Source organism: Salaquimonas pukyongi (genome assembly GCF_001953055.1).
Lineage (GTDB): Bacteria > Pseudomonadota > Alphaproteobacteria > Rhizobiales > Rhizobiaceae > Salaquimonas > Salaquimonas pukyongi.
This window is the reverse complement of record NZ_CP019044.1, coordinates 1030367-1047402: the sequence shown is the minus strand read 5'-3', so window position 1 is coordinate 1047402 and position 17036 is coordinate 1030367. Positions and strand designations below refer to the sequence as shown.

Here is a 17036-nt window from a genome sequence, read left to right as displayed (position 1 = left end):
ACTCCCGCTGGCAGCCCATGTCCCAGTGACTCGCCAAATACAACTTCAAGTTTAATTTTTATCCCCTAGATATAGGGGGTTGTTTTTTGGTGATTGCGCCCATGCCTCCCCGCGGTGCCGAATTTGCGGGTCTTCCGGCTGTTTCCGGAGGCCAACGCAACCAGGGAGAGCCTGCCAATGATCCGCTACATCACGCCTGAAAAACGCCACCGCCACCGCGCGGAACTCAAACAGTATTTTGCGCTCAGAAAGCGCGTCTTCTGCGACAAGCTCGGTTGGGTGGAAACCGATGGAAAGCCCATTGAAACCGATCGGTTTGACGGATTATTCAATGTCTACCTGCTGTGCATCGACCCGCCGACAGGCGCCGTATCGGGCGGGGTGCGATTGATGCCGACCACCGGGCCAACGCTGCTGCATAGCGTGTGGGCCGACATGCTGCCTGAGGGGGCACAACTACGCTCCCCCCACATCTGGGAAGCAACCCGGTTCTGTGTCGATGAAGCAATGACCACGCGAAAATCCAACCTGCTCAACCGCGCCACGCTGGCGCTATCCATCGCGGTTGCCGATTTCGGCAATGCCAATGGCATTTCCCACGTGGTGGCGGTATGCGAGCGCTACTTCTTCGACATGGCCGGCGTTTACGGGCCACAGGCGGAAATCATCTCAAGCAGGCTGGATGACAACGGGCTGGAAATCGGCTGTGGCGTGTGGTCGACAGCGGCAATCCGCGACAGGCTTACCTGGAGCCGGATGCTCACCGGCAATGTCGAGCCGGCCATTGTGCGCAAGGTGGCCTGATTGTGCACAAGGTGGGCTGATCTGCGGAAAACCTGGCGGGAACTGCTCACCCCGCCCCGCCGGCGGACAGCAGCCAGTTGATGGCGCTGCGCCAATCGACCATGCGAACCGGTGTGCCGTGATTGCCGGTGTCAAAGACGGTCATGCGTACCGGATAGGACTTTACATTAAGGGCGTTGTAAAAGTCCTCCATGGCTTCCACCGCATAGACCGGGTCGCGGGAGCCATGGGCGATGTAGACGGGGACGGGCTTGACGGCCCCTGAATAGGCCGCGCGCAGAAAATTGCGGTCGGGAAAACCGCCGAGCACGACGATGCCGGCCAGATTTTTTCGAATTCCCGCATCATCGGCAAGTGCCCAGCATATTTTCGTGCCGAGCGAGCCGCAGGCCAGGATAACCGGACCGATCTTTCCGGCTCTCGCGGCGATCAGGGCAGCGATATCGGCTGCGCCCCTGGCTTCAAAGCCGGAAAAATCGGGGCTCAAATAGGCGCCGCCGGCTGCGGCCACCAAGTTCTTCAGCCGGTTGAAATTGCCGCCGAAGCGTTCATCGTCGAAGCCCCATTTGCGGTTGCCATCGCGGCCATGAAGGTAAACCACCGTAAGGCGCGCTGCAGCATCGAGCTTTCCCGCGCCCAGAACGCCAAGCTCGTTTTCGCCCGAAGCATAGGTAAAGTCGCGTTCTGCAGAGGCGGGAAGCCGCCGGATGTAGCGGCTGTGAACCTTGCGCACCGGCATTTCATCGCGCTGGTTGATATCCTTCAGTTCATCATAGGGAACGACCAGATAAGAACCGCCATCGCGAACCTCGAGCGGTTTGCGGTAGGCAAACAGTGCATCCTTGAACTCGGGAAGCGGTCCTGCCGGGGTTCGGCGGCCGGTTGCCTCGTTTGCTGCCGACGATAGCGCATCGGATGTCTGACATGCCGACAGCACCGGGAGAACGGCCAAGAAAAGCGCCGCCAGTACGGAAATCACGGGCTTTGTGCGCAGGATACCTGCCGCGGCACGGGCGCGATGTTGCGGATACAGAACCATTGCAGCCCGCATTACGCGCCAAGCACCGGGTTTGTCCATCCCCGGCGAAAACTCCGGGATTTCGCGATGGCCGGAAAGCGCATTTCGGGCGGGTTGCAATTGCGCGGGAAATGCGTATAACCCGCCCGTTCAAGTTCCGGGCGGTTACGCCGGAGGCTGAAAGGAAGGTTCTGCGAATACCGGTAGACGGGTTCTATTGGGAACGGTTCGCGGAACGGGCCTAAAAACGGGCCGGCTTCCCTTGTCTCTGCTCTCAACCGTTCCCAAACGCCTTTCCCGGCGATGGCTGCTTTCAACGTGAGGCCATCTCCCCTGAAAAGCGGTTTGGAGGCTTCGCGCGAAGGCGCCCGGCGGAAAGAAAGGAAAGGCATTATGCCACTATACGAACACGTGTTCCTGGCGCGCCAGGACATTTCCGGCCAGCAGGCCGACGCCCTTTGCGAACACTTCAAGGGTGTTCTGGAAGGCAATGGCGGCAAGGTTGGCAAGGTCGAAAACTGGGGCCTGAAGACCGCAGCTTACAAGATCAGGAAGAACCGCAAGGCCCACTACATTTTGATGAATGTGGAAGCCCCTGCGGACGCCGTATCCGAAATGGAGCGCCAGATGCGCCTTCACGAGGATGTTCTGCGCTACCTGACCATCAAGGTGGAAGCCCATGAAGATGGTCCTTCTGCCATGATGAAGAAATCCGACCGCGACGACCGCGGTCCCCGCCGTGACCGTGACGACCGTGGCCCGCGCCGCGGACCCAAGCCCGATGACAGCGGCAAGAAAGAAGCAAGTGGAGACGCATAATGGCCATGGCTGGACGCAGACCCTTTAACCGCCGCCGCAAGTCGTGCCCGTTCAGTGGTGCGAATGCTCCGACGATCGACTACAAGGACGTGAAGCTTCTGTCGCGCTACATTTCCGAGCGTGGCAAGATCGTTCCCTCGCGCATCTCCTCGGTTTCCAACAAGAAACAGCGCGAACTGGCACAGGCAATCAAGCGGGCCCGTTTTCTCGGCCTGCTGCCCTATGTGATCGGCTAACGGCCGTTGAACAAAAATGCCGGTGGCGTTAAAAACCGCCACCGGTACCGACTGGCACTGCCCGCCACGATGGGGATCGTGACCGGGACTTGAAATACCCAGGTTGGCGCAAATGGCGCCTAACTGTCGAAACGACAGGACAGCGAGAGACAATGGCAAACCGTTCCATATTGATCGGACTTGTGGCCGGGCTGGCAGCCGGCCTCATGGTGACGGCAACCGTCACCACCATGCCGTTCGCCTTTTTTCTGCCGTTTGTCGCCGCCGGCGCCATCTACATCGCCACCATGGGCTGGGGCTTTCAGGCCGGCATCGCCTCGGTAATTGCCGGCACGGGCACGATCGGCGTTTTCACAGAACCTTCCACCGCGCTCGCCTCCTCGGCCATGCTGTTTGTTCCTGCCGGCTGGGTCGGACATCTGACCAATCTTGGCCAGAGCGATGAAGACGGCGGCATTGTCTGGTATCCGCTTGGCACCATCCTGTTTCACCTGATGTCTATCCTGGTGGTGGCGTTTATTGCCATTGGAGCCTTCAGCGGCATCAGCGAGGCGATGCTCGTCGACTCGTTCAAACAGATTTTCCAGGAAGTCATGCGCCAGCGTCCCGACATGAGCGGGCTGACGCCGGAAGCCATCGACACCCAGGCACAAGCCTATGCAACAGCAATCCCGCTGATAGCGCCAGGGGTGTGGCTGCTGATGCATGTGCTGACGGCGTTTGCAGCTGCCGCCATCACCAGGCGGTCCGGTATTCTGGCACGCGAGCGCGAGGACATTGCCGCAACGGTCACCCTGCCGCCCCAGGCTGGCGGCTTTCTGGTTGCCGGTCTTGCCGGCATGCTGTTCTTGAGCGGCGGAGCGTCGCTGGCTGGCGGCGTCATGCTAGGGATTTCGATTTGCGGTTACGGGCTGATCGGCCTGGCGCTGCTGCACTACCGGCTGCGGGGCAATCCCGCCGCGTTTTTGGTGCTTACCATTGCCTACGGATCGATCATCCTGCTGGCATTTCCGTTCATCATCTTCACCATCATGGGCCTGTTTCGCAGCTTTGCACAGCAGGCCCGCAATACACCCGGGCAGAGCTAGGCCCGGCACCAAACACCAAACAAGGAACCTTAACCATGCAGATCATTCTTCTCGAACGCATCGCGAAGCTGGGCCAGATGGGCGATACCGTTACCGTCAAGGACGGCTATGCGCGCAACTACCTGCTGCCGCAAGGCAAGGCCCTTCGTGCCAATGAAGCCAACAAGGCACGCTTTGAATCCCAGCGCGCCGAACTGGAAGCGCGCAACCTTGAACGCAAGAACGAAGCCGACAACGTCAACGAAAAGCTCAACGGTTCCAGCTATGTGCTCATCCGTTCTGCCGGAGAGACCGGCCAGCTCTATGGCTCGGTTTCAACCCGCGATATCTCCGCTGAACTGGATGCTGCCGGTTTCAAGGTGGCGCGCAGTCAGGTGAGCCTGCAGAATCCGATCAAGACCATCGGCCTGCACACGGTCGAGATCGTGCTGCATCCGGAAGTCACGTCCACGATTACCATCAACGTTGCCCGTTCCGACGACGAAGCCGAACGCCAGGCTGCCGGTGAGGATCTGACCAAGCCGAATGCAGGCTTTGAAGCAGAAGATGCCGGTGAAGCCGAAATCGACCTTGAGGAAATCTTCGAAAATCCGGACGACGCGGAAAGCGCTGCCGAAGAGATCGAGGAAGCGGTTGAAGAAGAAAGCGCTGAAGCTGCCGAAGAACCGGCTGGCGAAGAGGCTGCTGAAACCAACGATGCTGCCGCAGAAGAAGAGGCCGGCGAAGAAGAAGCCAAATCCTGACCTTGTCGCAATTGGGGGCGCTTGCCAGCCAGTTGCGAATTGTGACACTTGTGGACGGGGGCGCGGAAGAAAGTTCCGCGCCCTTTTCTCGTTGTGTTTGCACATGGAAGCCATGACCAAAACCGGCAGCACGAAAAACAGGACAACGCCCCCGGACATCCGCCTTGAGCGGCGGTGGTGGCATGAAATTCCCATGTGGCTGTTCTACGTGCCGGTTGCGATCGGCATTGTGGCGATGCTGCTGCGCTACCGCAGTTTCAGCGCGCCATTATGCGCCAATTACGGGCTGGAACATGGCGGGCTGTATCCGGCATCCAAGGAAGCCTTCTTTGACCGTTTCCCACCGGGCTGCCCGCTGCTGGTAAAGCAGACGGCGCTCGATGCTGCCCTTGCGGCGGATGAGGCGCTTGCCCGCTATAGGGCATTTGCAAGAACGCTCGATGATCCCCGCGCCGTCCTGAAACCCGATGAAGGCGTCCAGGGAACGGACGTTTTGTGGATCAACAGTATCCCGGATTTCAAAAACGCCTGGCAGCAGGCCGCCGCATCGGGCGGAACCTGGCTGTTGCAGGAATTTGTCGGCGGCGTTGAGGTTGGCCTGTTTTATGTGCGCGACAGCCCGGCCGTGCACGGCAGGATCGTCTCGATGACGTTAAAGCGCGGCTTTCCCGTAACGGGCGATGGCAGGCGCACCATCGGCGAACTGATTAATGCCGGCGATGGCGTTGATGCGGACAGGCAAACGCGCAGGCGGGTTGCCAAATACAACCGCCTGCAGTTGCAGCGGGTACCCAAAGCCGGTGAAGCTGTCGACCTGATGCCGGTGCGCAACCACCATCTTGGTGCGACGTTTCAGGATATCTCCGGTTTCATAACCGATGCTCTCAATGCAGGGGTTGCTTCCCATCTCGATGCCATTGAGGGCTATCACTATGGCAGGCTGGATGCCCGTGCACCGGATTATGAAAGCCTTTTTGCCGGAAGAAGCATCAAGGTGCTTGAAGCCAATGCACTTTATTCAGAACCGGTACATGCCTATGACCCGCGTTATGGGCTTTTGAAGGCGACCGGCATTTTCCTTTCCCACTGGCACCTGGCGATCAGGGCCGGCCTTGCCAACCAGCGGGCCGGAAAACCGCGCATTGCCTTCTGGCGGTCGGTATTCAAAGCAGGGTCAAAATCCTGATTTCCTGACGCTGAACCCTGCGAATCAGTTATTTGTGTCAAGGCAAAACCGCGGCGGTGAAAAGAAAGCTGTTAATTGGCGTGGAAGCTGCCAACAGTGCTGGCAATCCCCGGCAGATGGTGAAAACCCTGAAAGGGGTTGGCGGGAATTGCCGGGCAGTGCGCGAAGAGATGTCAGTACGCGTGCGGCCACACTCACAACATTGCGCTTGGTATTATCAACCTTTCATGCCGGTCGGCATGACTTTGTTGGCATGACATTGGGAAGAGCATGGCCGAAAACATTTCATATCTGAAGAACGAGGAAACAGAACGCCGGGGCGATGCAAATGCCCTGCCCTTCCGGGCAGCGCCGCAGAACGTGGAGGCAGAACAGGCGCTGATCGGCGCCATTTTGATCAATAACGATGCCTATTACCGGGTTTCCGATTTCCTGAAGACCGAGCATTTTCAGGAACCGATCCACCGGCAGATTTTCAAATGCGCATCCGACATGATCCGGGTTGGCAAGAAGGCCGACCCGCGCACGATCAAGACCTTTCTGCGGGAAGACGACAAGATCGGCGACATGACGGTGGCGCAGTATCTGGCGAGGCTGGCGGCAGAAGCGACAACGATCATCAACGCCGCCGATTACGGCCGTCTTATCCATGACCTTGCAGTGCGCCGTTCGCTGATCACCATTGGCGAGGACATGGTCAACATCGCCTATGACGCGCCGGTGGACGTGCCGCCGTCAGGCCAGATCGAAGATGCCGAGCGGCGGCTGTTCGAACTGGCGGAGACCGGCAGCTATGGCGGCGGGTTCCAGGAATTCTCGGACGCAATCCAGAAGGCAATCGAACTGGCGGGCGCCGCCTATGAACGCGATGGCGGTCTGTCGGGCATTTCGACCGGCATCCACAATCTCGACCAGCGCATGGGCGGGCTTCAGAAATCGGACCTGATCATCGTGGCGGGACGGCCCGGCATGGGCAAGACCTCCCTTGCCACCAACATCGCCTTCAACATCGCGCACGGATATGAAGCCGACATCAATCCCGACGGCTCCCACAAGGCACTCAATGGCGGGGTCGTTGGCTTCTTCTCGCTGGAAATGTCGGCAGACCAGCTGGCGACCCGTATCATTTCCGAACAGGCGGAAGTTTCGTCCTCCAAAATCCGCCGCGGCGAAATCACCGAAGCCGAATTCGTCAAACTCTCCCATTGTTCGAGCGAAATGCAGCGCATTCCGCTTTATATCGACGAGACCGGCGGCATCTCCATCGCCCAGCTCGCCGCCCGTGCCCGGCGGCTGAAACGCCAGCGCGGCCTCGACGTGATGGTGGTCGACTACATTCAGCTGATGCAGGGCTCAAAGCGCAGTGGCGAGAACCGGGTACAGGAAGTTACCGAAATCACCACCGGGCTGAAGGCGCTGGCCAAGGAACTGGACATACCCATCATTGCCCTGTCCCAGCTTTCACGCCAGGTGGAAAGCCGCGACGACAAGCGCCCGCAACTGTCGGACCTGCGCGAATCGGGTTCGATAGAACAGGACGCAGACGTGGTTCTGTTCGTTTTTCGCGAGGAATATTACATCAGGAACCGGGAACCCAAGCCCGGCACCGAGGAATATCTGAAGTGGGAAACGGACATGGCCGAAGCGCAGGGCAAGGCCGAGGTGATCATCGCCAAGCAGCGCCACGGCCCGACGGGAACAGCCAAACTCGGCTTCCAGGCGGAGTTCACCCGCTTCAGCGATCTTGCCGAAGACGACCACCTACCGGACAGGTATGGGTAACGCGCGAGTGGGAACGGGCTGATGACAACGCCAATGCCTTCGCCGCCACATCCCAACGGGCGGCTGACCGTTGATCTTTCCGCCATCGTGGCCAACTGGCAGAAGCTGCGCGGCAAGTCAGCCCACAAGCAGTGTGCCGCCGTGGTCAAGGCCGATGCCTACGGGCTGGGGACGCAGCCGGTGGCAAAAGCGCTCTACAAGGCAGGCTGCCGGGATTTCTTCACGGCCACAATTGGCGAAGGCGTGATGGTGCGCAAGGTGGCGCCCAAAGCCAATGTGTACATTTTCAACGGCTTTAACGTGAAGGCGGAGGCCGAATACCGTCGCCACATCCTCACCCCCGTCATCAATTCGCCCAGGGGGATCACCAACTGGACGGCAAAGGCACGACGCGGCCAGCGAGCGGCGCTGCATATCGATACCGGCATGAACCGCCTCGGCCTCGGCCCGGAAGAGCTATCCTGGCTGCTGTCTTCCCCTGAACTGCTGGAAAAACTCAACCCCGAACTGGTGGTCAGCCATTTCGCCTGCGCCGATGATCCCCGCCATCCGCTGAACGGGCGGCAGATCGAAAGATTCGGCGAGGCGGCCCGTCATTTCCCCGAAGCCCGCAAATCGCTCGCCAATTCCGCCGGTGTGTTTGTCGGCAAAAAAGCCCATTTCGATTTGTTGCGGCCCGGCGTATCGCTTTACGGCGGCGATGCGGTCAACGGCGTCAAAAACCCGATGAAACCCGTGGTGCGGCTTGAAGGCCGCATCCTGCAGATGAGGACCATCAAGAAGGGCGAAAGCGTCGGCTATGGTGCTGCGGCGGTGTTAAAGCGTAACAGCCGGGTTGCCACCGTCGCCATCGGCTATGCCGACGGGCTGCACCGGCAGGCGTCAGGCGCGGGAACCCCCCTGCGCAACAATGGGGTTGGAACGGGCGGCTGTGCAATGATCGGGCGGCACCGCGCTCCCATCCTTGGGCGCATCTCCATGGACCTGACGGCGCTCGATGTCACCGACATCCCCGAACGAACGCTGGCCAGGACCGAATGGGTGGACTTTATCAACAGGCAGCTTCGGGTCGATGAACTGGCGGCAAGCGCCGGCACGATCGGCTATGAACTGCTGACCAGCCTGGGCCAGCGCTATGAGCGCATCTATGCAGGGTCCTGACCCACTGATTGACAAACAGGACATTCGACACGTGGAGCCTTCTTCGGAAAAAAGAATTCGCATCGGTGTCGTGTTCGGCGGGCGCTCCGCAGAGCATGATGTTTCCGTGCTTTCGGCCACCAATGTGATGGCCGCTCTCGACCCGGTAAAATACGACGCCGTTCCCATCTTCGTTACCCGTCAGGGCACATGGCTGGCGAGCCGTTATGACGAGGGCGTGCTTGAACAGCCCTCCACCGGCGGGCAAGTGTGCCTGATGCCGGGCGGCGAAGGGCGCATGACCGCAATCGAACCGGACGGGACAACCCGTGAACTGGAAAAACTCGACATTCTGTTTCCAGTGCTGCATGGCCTGCCGGGCGAGGATGGTTCGGTGCAGGGTTATGCGGAAACCGCCTGCGTGCCGCTAGCGGGCTGCGGCATCCTTGGTTCGGCAACCGCGCTGGACAAGGATATCACCAAGCGCCTGCTCAAGGCTGCCGGCATTCCTGCCGCACGCTCGCTCACCATAAGACGGGAAGAAAGACCCGGTTTCGATGCGCTGGAAGCAGCACTGGGGATGCCGGTTTTCATCAAGCCTGCCCGGCAGGGTTCATCGGTCGGCATCAGCAAGGTAGCCGGTGAAACCGATTACGCTGCGGCGCTTGAGGAAGGTTTCAAACACGACCGCGTTCTGCTGGCGGAGGAATTCATCGAGGGGCGCGAGATCGAATGCGCGGTCATCGAGGATGCCGGTGGCGAGCTCTTCGTCTCGCGGCCCGGCGAGATTGCACCCGCGGAAAATCACGGCTTTTACAGCTATGATGCCAAATATGTCGATGCCGGTGGCGCGGAGCTCCACGTTCCCGCCGATCTGCCGCAAGCGGTTGAGGATAACATCCGCAAAACGGCGGCCGAAGCGTTTCGGGCCGTGGGGTGCGATGCCATGGCCCGCATTGACTTCTTCCTGCGCGAGGACATGACCTTCCTCGTCAACGAACTCAACACAATCCCCGGCTTTACCGATATCAGCATGTATTCCAAGGCGATGGCCGCCAGCGGCATCGCCTACGGCGAAATCATCGACCGGCTGGTGGCACATGGCCTTGCCCGCGCCGGGAAATAGAGGAAGCGGAGACAACGCCTTGTCAGCGCTTCGTTGATCGAATAGAACATAATAAGAACATTTGAGCGGTATACCGGCTGCGGGGAAGCATGGCCAAAACAAAATCGCAATTTGTCTGCCAGTCCTGCGGCAATGTTGCCCCGCGCTGGTCGGGCCGGTGCGAAGCGTGCGGGGAATGGAACACGCTTGTGGAGGAGCGCGGGGAAAGCGGCGTGGGCGCTGCGCCCGGTGCGAGCCGCATGAAGACCGGCCATGCGGTCGAACTGGTGGCGCTGGCCGGCGACACTCAGGAAGCGCCGCGCCTTGCCAGCGGCATTGCCGAACTCGACCGGGTGACGGGCGGCGGCTTCGTGCCCGGTTCCGCCCTGCTGGTGGGCGGTGATCCGGGCATCGGCAAGTCGACCCTGCTGACCCAGGCAGCCGCCGCGCTGGCAAAGGGCGGTCATCCGGTGGTCTATGTTTCCGGCGAGGAGGCCGTTGCGCAGGTGCGGCTTCGGGCCAGGCGGCTTTCGGCGGTCGAGGAAAACATCGGCCTTGCGGCGGAAACCAGTGTCGAGAACATTCTTGCCACCTTGAAGGCCGGCCAACCGCCTGCCCTTCTTATCATCGATTCGATCCAGACCCTGTGGACCGACACGGTCGAGTCGGCACCGGGCTCGGTGACCCAGGTGCGCGCCTCTGCCCAGGCGCTGATCCGCTATGCCAAGCGCCATGGCACGATCCTGGTGCTGGTAGGCCATGTCACCAAGGACGGCCAGATTGCCGGGCCCCGCGTGGTCGAGCACATGGTCGATGCGGTGCTCTATTTCGAGGGCGAAGGCGGGCATCATTTCCGCATTCTTCGAACGGTGAAGAACCGTTTCGGGCCAACGGACGAAATCGGCGTGTTCGAAATGTCCGATGGCGGGCTGAAGGAGGTGGAAAATCCGTCCGAACTGTTTTTGGGCGAACGCAATGCCAATGCACCGGGGGCTGCCGTCTTTGCCGGAATGGAAGGCACCCGCCCGGTGCTGGTGGAAATCCAGGCGCTGGTTGCTCCCTCGTCGCTCGCGACACCGCGGCGCGCGGTTGTCGGCTGGGACAGTTCGCGCCTTGCCATGGTGCTCGCCGTGCTGGAAGCCCATTGCGGCGTGCGCCTTGGCCAGCATGACGTTTACCTCAATGTGGCTGGCGGATACCGGATCATGGAGCCTGCTGCCGATCTTGCCGTTTCGGCGGCGCTGATTTCCTCGCTTGCGGGCGTCGCCCTTCCCGTCCAGAGCGTCTATTTCGGCGAAATCAGCCTTTCGGGCGCGACACGGCCGGTTTCCCATGCCTCCGCCCGATTGAAGGAAGCCGAAAAGCTGGGATTTGGCCGGGCGATCCTGCCGTCAGGCAGCACTGCCCGCAAAAACGGGCGTGACGGTGCAAAGGCGAAGGCAGCAGCGCCCAGCGGACTGGAACTTGTGGAGATCAGCGAACTTGCTGATCTGGCAGGCAGAATTCTCGCCAAGGCAAAGCCTGCGCAACAAGGATGACAATCGGCAGGAGGCTGTCTTGCAACGTCCTTGCATGGAGCACCGTGTCAGAATATCCACACATTCAAAGGCGCATTTACCCAAAGTGTCATTGGCGATTGATTTTTCACCTGCAACGCGGCATTAGTCGCCCAACGGGCCGCTGTGGCGGGCGCGTTCGTGCAGCTATTGCACAACGCATTGTCCGGGCAGTGACAAAAGCCCTGAGGGAATACGATGATTACTCTGTTTGACGGCGTGCTGATCGGATTGATGCTGATTTCCGGCCTGCTCGCCATGATCCGCGGTTTTTCCCGCGAAGTGCTTTCGGTTGCCTCATGGGTGGTCGCAGCCCTTGCAGCCTTGTATTTCTACAAGTCGCTGTCGCCATTTGCGTATAACTACACCCAGTCGATTTCCGACAGCCAGACGATTGCGGACATTGCGGCGGCGGCCGGCATCTTCGTCGTGGCGCTGATTGTCGTCAGCGTCATCACCATGAAAATTGCCGATTTCATTGTCGATTCGAAAATCGGCCCGCTCGACCGTACCCTCGGCTTTGTCTTTGGTGCCGTGCGCGGCGCACTGCTGGTGGTCGTCGGCCTGCTGTTTTTCAACTGGCTGGTGCCGGAAAACCAGCCCGGCTGGGTTGCCAATGCCAAGTCCAAGCCCATGCTTGAATCGATCGGCGAAGGCCTGGTCGAACTGCTGCCGGACGATCCGGAAAAGTCGATCATCGACCGCCTGAAGCCGCAGGACGGCGCTGGCGGGGAAGAACAGACCAATAGCTGATCTGCACAGGTGTGTGCGGATCCGATTGAAACCCGCAATGCCAAGTCATGACATAAGACAGGATCGCCATGCCTTTCGCTTCCAACCCCCATCTGGAAGATGACGACACGCTTCACGAGGAATGCGGCGTCTTCGGCATTTTCGGCCACCAGGACGCAGCAGCGCTGACGACGCTCGGCCTGCACTCCCTGCAACACCGTGGACAGGAAGCTGCCGGCATCGTCAGCTATGACGGCAAGCAGTTCTTTGCCGAACGCCATCGCGGCCTGATCGGAGACACCTTCACAAAGCCCGATGTCCTGGAGCGTCTGAAAGGCTCGCGCGCCATTGGCCACAACCGCTATTCGACCACCGGCGGCGACGAAATGCGCAACGTTCAGCCGTTTTTTGCCGAATTTGCCGGCGGCGGGTTTGCGGTTGCCCACAACGGCAATCTGACCAATGCGCTGACGCTGCGGCGCCAGTTGCAGCGCGATGGTGCGATCTTCCATTCGACCTCGGACACGGAAGTGATCCTGCACCTTATCGCCATGGACAAGGCGGCAAGCTTCGAGGAAAAGCTGACCGATGCGATCCGCCAGCTGGAAGGCGCGTTTTCGCTGGTTGGCATCACCAACAAGAAACTGATCGGCTGCCGTGATCCGCTGGGCGTGCGCCCGCTGGTGCTGGGCGATCTCGACGGCGCCTACATTCTGGCATCGGAAACCTGCGCCCTGGACATCATCGGCGCACGCTATGTGCGCGACATCGAGCCGGGCGAACTCATCATCATTACCGATTCGGGCATCCGCTCGGCCTACCCTTTCGAAAAGACGGGCAGCCGGTTCTGCATCTTCGAATATGTTTACTTTGCCCGGCCCGATTCCATGATGGCGGGCCGCAACGTCTATCACGTCCGCAAACAGATCGGCGTTGAACTGGCAAAGGAAGCGCCGGCGGAAGCCGATTTCGTCGTTCCGGTTCCCGATTCCGGCGTTCCTGCCGCGATCGGTTTCGCGCAAGGGGCTAACCTTCCGTTCGAACTGGGCATCATCCGAAATCACTATGTGGGGCGCACCTTCATCCAGCCCACCGATTCGATCCGTCACATGGGCGTCAAGCTGAAGCACAATGCCAACCAGCGCATGATCGAGGGCAAGCGCGTCGTGCTGGTGGATGATTCCATCGTGCGCGGAACGACCTCCAAGAAGATCGTCCAGATGGTGCGCGAGGCAGGCGCTGCCGAAGTGCACATGCGCATTGCCAGTCCACCGACCGCCTCCCCCTGCTATTATGGCGTCGACACACCGGAGCGGCAGAAATTGCTGGCCTCACGCATGAGCATCGAGGAGATGGCGGAGTTCATTCGCGTCGATTCGCTCGCCTTCATTTCCCTGGACGGGCTTTACCGTGCTGCCGGAGAGGCAAAGCGCAACGCCGACGCACCGCAGTTCTGCGATGCCTGCTTCTCCCGGGAATATCCCACCGACCTGACCGACCACAATCTCAGCGACGGTAAGACCTCGAACATTTCCCTTCTGGCCGAACGCCAGGGACGCTGACACATCATGAAAAGACTGCAGGACAAAATTGCGCTGGTGACCGGCGCATCGCGGGGCATCGGCTATTTTACCGCTTTGGCGCTGGCGCGCGAAGGAGCCCATGTCATCGCCCTTGCGCGCACGGTGGGCGGACTTGAGGAACTTGACGATGCCATTGGCGAAGCCGGTGGAACGGCAACGCTGGTTCCCCTTGATATCACCGACTACGACGCGCTCGACCGGCTCGGCGCCAGCATCGATGAACGCTGGGGCAGGCTCGACATCTTCATCGCCAATGCCGGCATTCTGGGCGGCCTGTCGCCGCTGGGCCACTTCGAGCCGAAAACCTTCGAAAGGGTGCTTGCCGCCAATCTGACCGCCAACTGGCGGCTGATACGCTCGCTCGATCCGCTGCTGAAGGCATCAGATGCCGGGCGCGCCCTGCTGGTTTCCTCCGGCGCGGCCCAATCCTGCAAATCGTTCTGGGGCGCCTATTCGGTTTCCAAGGCAGGCCTTGAGGCGCTCGGCAAGACTTGGGCGGCTGAAAGCGCCAACAGCAATCTGAAAGTGAACCTGGTCAATCCGGGTGCAACCGCAACGGCGATGCGGGCACAGGCAATGCCTGGCGAGAACCCCGAAACCCTGCCCCATGCCCGCGAAGTGGCGGAAACATTCGTTGCCCTGGTCCTGGCGGAAAACACCGTCAATGGCGGGCTTTTCGATCACAAGAACCAGAGCTGGGTATAAGCGCCCTTCTTTCAGGTTGGCTATGGCCCCTTTCCTTCCAGCCCGTTCCCTGCCACACTTCTTTTCGGAGGAATAAAGCGCGAAGGAGGCGTGCTTGGGAGAGAAGGATTTCACGTCCTGCTTTGCGGGACAAACCCTGTTTGACGCGCTGGTGGGCGCAAGCCGGCGTTACAAATCAAGCGAGCCGCAACTTGAAGACGCCATCGGGCAGAAGTTCTCCTATGGCCGCGTTTTGCTGGGGGCAAGGCTGCTCGCAAAGCGATTCGAGAAGGTCACACAAGCCGGTGAAATCGTTGCAGTATTGCTGCCCAACGCAAATGCCGTTGTAAGCACTTTCTTCGCCCTGCAATCGGCTGGCCGCGTGCCGGCAATGCTCAACTACACAGCCGGGCCGTCCATCGTGGTTTCCGCCTGCCGGACGGTCAAGGCTCGGCTGGTGATCGCCTCGCGCACCTTCATCGAGAAAGCAGAACTGCAGTCGCTTCAAGGCGCACTGGAAGAGGCAGGGCTTGAGTTCTTCTGGCTGGAAGACCTGATCGACAGCGTCAGCCTGGTTGAGAAAGCGGCTGCCGCCCTGTTCGCCCGGCGCGCTGTCGCCAACCCTGATCCTGCAGACCCTGCCCTGGTGCTGTTCACCTCCGGTTCGGAAGGCCATCCCAAGGCTGTGGTGCTTTCCCACGACAACGTCCTGTCGAACTGCGCACAGATTGCAGAACGCATAGATTTCGGCCCGGCGGACAAATTGTTCAACGTATTGCCGGTGTTTCATTCCTTCGGCATCACCGGCGGCATGATCCTGCCGCTGATGTATGGTGTCAGACTCTTTCTCTATCCCTCGCCGCTGCACATGAAGATCATTCCCCAGGCCGTGGCGAAATCGAAGCCGACCATCCTGTTCGGTACCGACACGTTTTTGACCGGTTACGCGCGGGCAGCAAAGGACGATGACTTTGCCTCGTTGCGGCTGGTGGTTGCGGGTGCTGAAGCGGTCAGGGACGACACACGCAAGACCTGGGCCGAACGGTTTGACACGCTGGTACTGGAAGGCTTCGGCATGACCGAGGCGGCTCCCGTGGTTGCCGTCAACACGCCGGAAGAAAACCGGCCCGGCTCTGTTGGCAAATTGCTGCCGGGCATCGAGGCGCGGCTTGAACCGGTCGAGGGGATCGATGCAGGCGGCAGGCTGTGGGTTCGCGGCCCCAATGTGATGCTCGGCTACATGACCCATGACAGGCCGGGCGAATTGCAGCCGCCCGCCGATGGCTGGCACGATTCCGGCGATATTGTCGACATCGACACAGAGGGCTATGTGACGATCCGCGGCCGGGCCAAGCGCTTTGCCAAGGTCGCCGGAGAGATGGTGCCGCTCGGCGCCATCGAGATGGTGGCGGGAAAACTGTGGCCGGAGGCAAACCATGCTGCGGTATCGCTCCCCGACAAGCGGCGCGGCGAGAAAATCGTGCTGGTGACGACCTGGCCGGAAGCGGCCAAGGAGCCGCTGATCAAGACGGTGAAACAGCTCGGCTATCCGGAGCTGATGGTGCCAAACGTGATTGTGAAAGTGGCCGAAATCCCGGTGCTGGGCAGCGGCAAGACGGACTATGTGACCACCCAGAAACTGGTAAACCGGCACCAGAAATAAGCGCATGCCGCCAAGCCGGGTGCGATGCCGGGTGCGATCATGGGCGATGGCCTGCGCTCTGCGGGTGCAAAATCGCCAATTCTCCTGACACCCTTCTGTCAGCAGGATTGCACCGGAAATCCAAACAGTGTTTTTTTTACTCCTGTCTATTGATATATATCGGCCCGATATATAACTGCCACCCAACGGCATCCGCCGAATGCAGGCAATCCCTGGCGCAGCGGCCTGATGGTGACAACGGCCTGACAGTGAATTGAACAGGGATGCCCGCATGGTGCACGCCCACCTGCCCGGCCATGAAGGAAGCATATCGTGAATGTGAGAACCCTGATCCTGGCAATCCTGAATTTTCAGGATGCAAGCGGGTATGAGATTCGCAAACTCGCCAGCGACGGCCCCTACAGCCATTTCATCGACATCGGATATGGTTCGATCTATCCGATGCTGGCGAAGCTGGAGGCCGAGCAACTGGTAACCAGCCGTGCCGAACAAAGCCAGGGCAAGCCCGAACGCAAGGTTTACACGATCACGGAGGCCGGGAAAGCCGAATTTCTCCACGCCATCATGCAGCCCCCGGGCAAGGACGTCTTCAAATCGGAGTTTCTTCTGGTTGCGATGACCGCAGAATTCGGTACACAGCACAGCGTGTCCGATGCCATTGAGCAGCGAATCGCCTTTCTGGAAGGCCAGTTGTCGGTGATCTGCGAGCATTCGGCCGAGTGCCAGCATCCCGGCACGCGGTGGGTTGCAGCCTACGGAAAGCATGTTCTCAAGAGCGATCTGGAATATCTGATAAAAAACAAACAGCAGTTGCTGGAAATTGCGGGCAGTTCCCTGCCGAGCGCGGCAGCCGCAGAATAGACGGAATGGACTGATAAGCGGTCTTCAACGAGACCC

15 protein-coding genes and 1 pseudogene are annotated in these 17036 nt (G+C 60.1%); 15 read left to right on the top strand and 1 reads right to left on the bottom strand.

The features are described 5' to 3' along the window. The first annotated feature begins 177 nt into the window (after window positions 1-177). Window positions 178-804 (top strand): acyl-homoserine-lactone synthase, encoded by a 627-nt coding sequence (locus BVL55_RS05035; RefSeq protein ID WP_156892421.1) that lies wholly within the window; start codon window positions 178-180, stop codon window positions 802-804. Between the two features lie 46 nt (window positions 805-850). On the opposite strand, the gene BVL55_RS05030 is transcribed toward BVL55_RS05035, so the two are convergent. Then, window positions 851-1756 (bottom strand): alpha/beta hydrolase family protein, encoded by a 906-nt coding sequence (locus tag BVL55_RS05030; RefSeq protein WP_075997912.1) that lies wholly within the window; start codon window positions 1754-1756, stop codon window positions 851-853. A gap of 459 nt (window positions 1757-2215) precedes the next feature. Between BVL55_RS05030 and rpsF the strand changes: the two genes are divergently transcribed. From rpsF to BVL55_RS04960, 14 genes and pseudogenes are all read left to right on the top strand, one after another. Further along, a complete protein-coding gene (gene rpsF, locus BVL55_RS05025; RefSeq protein ID WP_075997911.1) occupies window positions 2216-2641 on the top strand; it encodes a 30S ribosomal protein S6 in 426 nt (141 codons plus the stop codon). Beyond that, a complete protein-coding gene (rpsR, locus tag BVL55_RS05020; RefSeq protein WP_075995994.1) occupies window positions 2641-2877 on the top strand; it encodes a 30S ribosomal protein S18 in 237 nt (78 codons plus the stop codon). Before rpsF ends, rpsR begins: the two co-directional genes overlap by 1 nt. 152 nt (window positions 2878-3029) lie before the next feature. After that, window positions 3030-3965 (top strand): DUF2232 domain-containing protein, encoded by a 936-nt coding sequence (locus tag BVL55_RS05015; protein WP_083649372.1) that lies wholly within the window; start codon window positions 3030-3032, stop codon window positions 3963-3965. Between the two features lie 35 nt (window positions 3966-4000). After that, a pseudogene (gene rplI, locus BVL55_RS05010) lies at window positions 4001-4579 on the top strand (50S ribosomal protein L9); the annotation flags it as partial. A gap of 241 nt (window positions 4580-4820) precedes the next feature. After that, the gene (locus BVL55_RS05005) at window positions 4821-5894 is read left to right on the top strand and encodes a hypothetical protein (protein ID WP_156892420.1); all 1074 of its coding nucleotides are present in this window, start codon (window positions 4821-4823) and stop codon (window positions 5892-5894) included. 270 nt (window positions 5895-6164) lie between these two features. Then, window positions 6165-7676, top strand: a complete 1512-nt coding sequence (locus BVL55_RS05000; RefSeq protein ID WP_083649370.1) for a replicative DNA helicase — start codon at window positions 6165-6167, stop codon at window positions 7674-7676. A gap of 21 nt (window positions 7677-7697) precedes the next feature. Then, entirely contained in the window at window positions 7698-8837 is a 1140-nt protein-coding gene (alr, locus tag BVL55_RS04995) for an alanine racemase (RefSeq protein WP_083649369.1), read from the top strand. Window positions 8838-8868: 31 nt separating this feature from the next. After that, window positions 8869-9942 (top strand): D-alanine--D-alanine ligase family protein, encoded by a 1074-nt coding sequence (locus tag BVL55_RS04990; RefSeq protein ID WP_075997908.1) that lies wholly within the window; start codon window positions 8869-8871, stop codon window positions 9940-9942. Between the two features lie 89 nt (window positions 9943-10031). Continuing rightward, complete coding sequence (gene radA, locus BVL55_RS04985; protein ID WP_075995991.1) at window positions 10032-11459, top strand: DNA repair protein RadA; 1428 nt, start codon at window positions 10032-10034, stop codon at window positions 11457-11459. A 216-nt stretch (window positions 11460-11675) separates the two neighbouring features. Then, on the top strand, window positions 11676-12230 hold the full coding sequence (locus BVL55_RS04980; RefSeq protein ID WP_075995990.1) for a CvpA family protein: 555 nt from the start codon (window positions 11676-11678) through the stop codon (window positions 12228-12230). A 68-nt stretch (window positions 12231-12298) separates the two neighbouring features. Next, on the top strand, window positions 12299-13771 hold the full coding sequence (gene purF, locus BVL55_RS04975; RefSeq protein WP_075995989.1) for an amidophosphoribosyltransferase: 1473 nt from the start codon (window positions 12299-12301) through the stop codon (window positions 13769-13771). Between the two features lie 3 nt (window positions 13772-13774). Beyond that, window positions 13775-14497 carry an SDR family NAD(P)-dependent oxidoreductase gene (locus BVL55_RS04970; protein ID WP_156892419.1) on the top strand — a complete coding sequence of 241 codons (723 nt, stop codon included), beginning with the start codon at window positions 13775-13777 and terminating at the stop codon, window positions 14495-14497. Window positions 14498-14591: 94 nt separating this feature from the next. Then, a complete protein-coding gene (locus BVL55_RS04965) occupies window positions 14592-16139 on the top strand; it encodes an AMP-binding protein (protein ID WP_075995987.1) in 1548 nt (515 codons plus the stop codon). Window positions 16140-16451: 312 nt separating this feature from the next. Continuing rightward, window positions 16452-17000 carry a PadR family transcriptional regulator gene (locus tag BVL55_RS04960; protein ID WP_075995986.1) on the top strand — a complete coding sequence of 183 codons (549 nt, stop codon included), beginning with the start codon at window positions 16452-16454 and terminating at the stop codon, window positions 16998-17000. The last annotated feature ends 36 nt before the right edge of the window (window positions 17001-17036 follow it).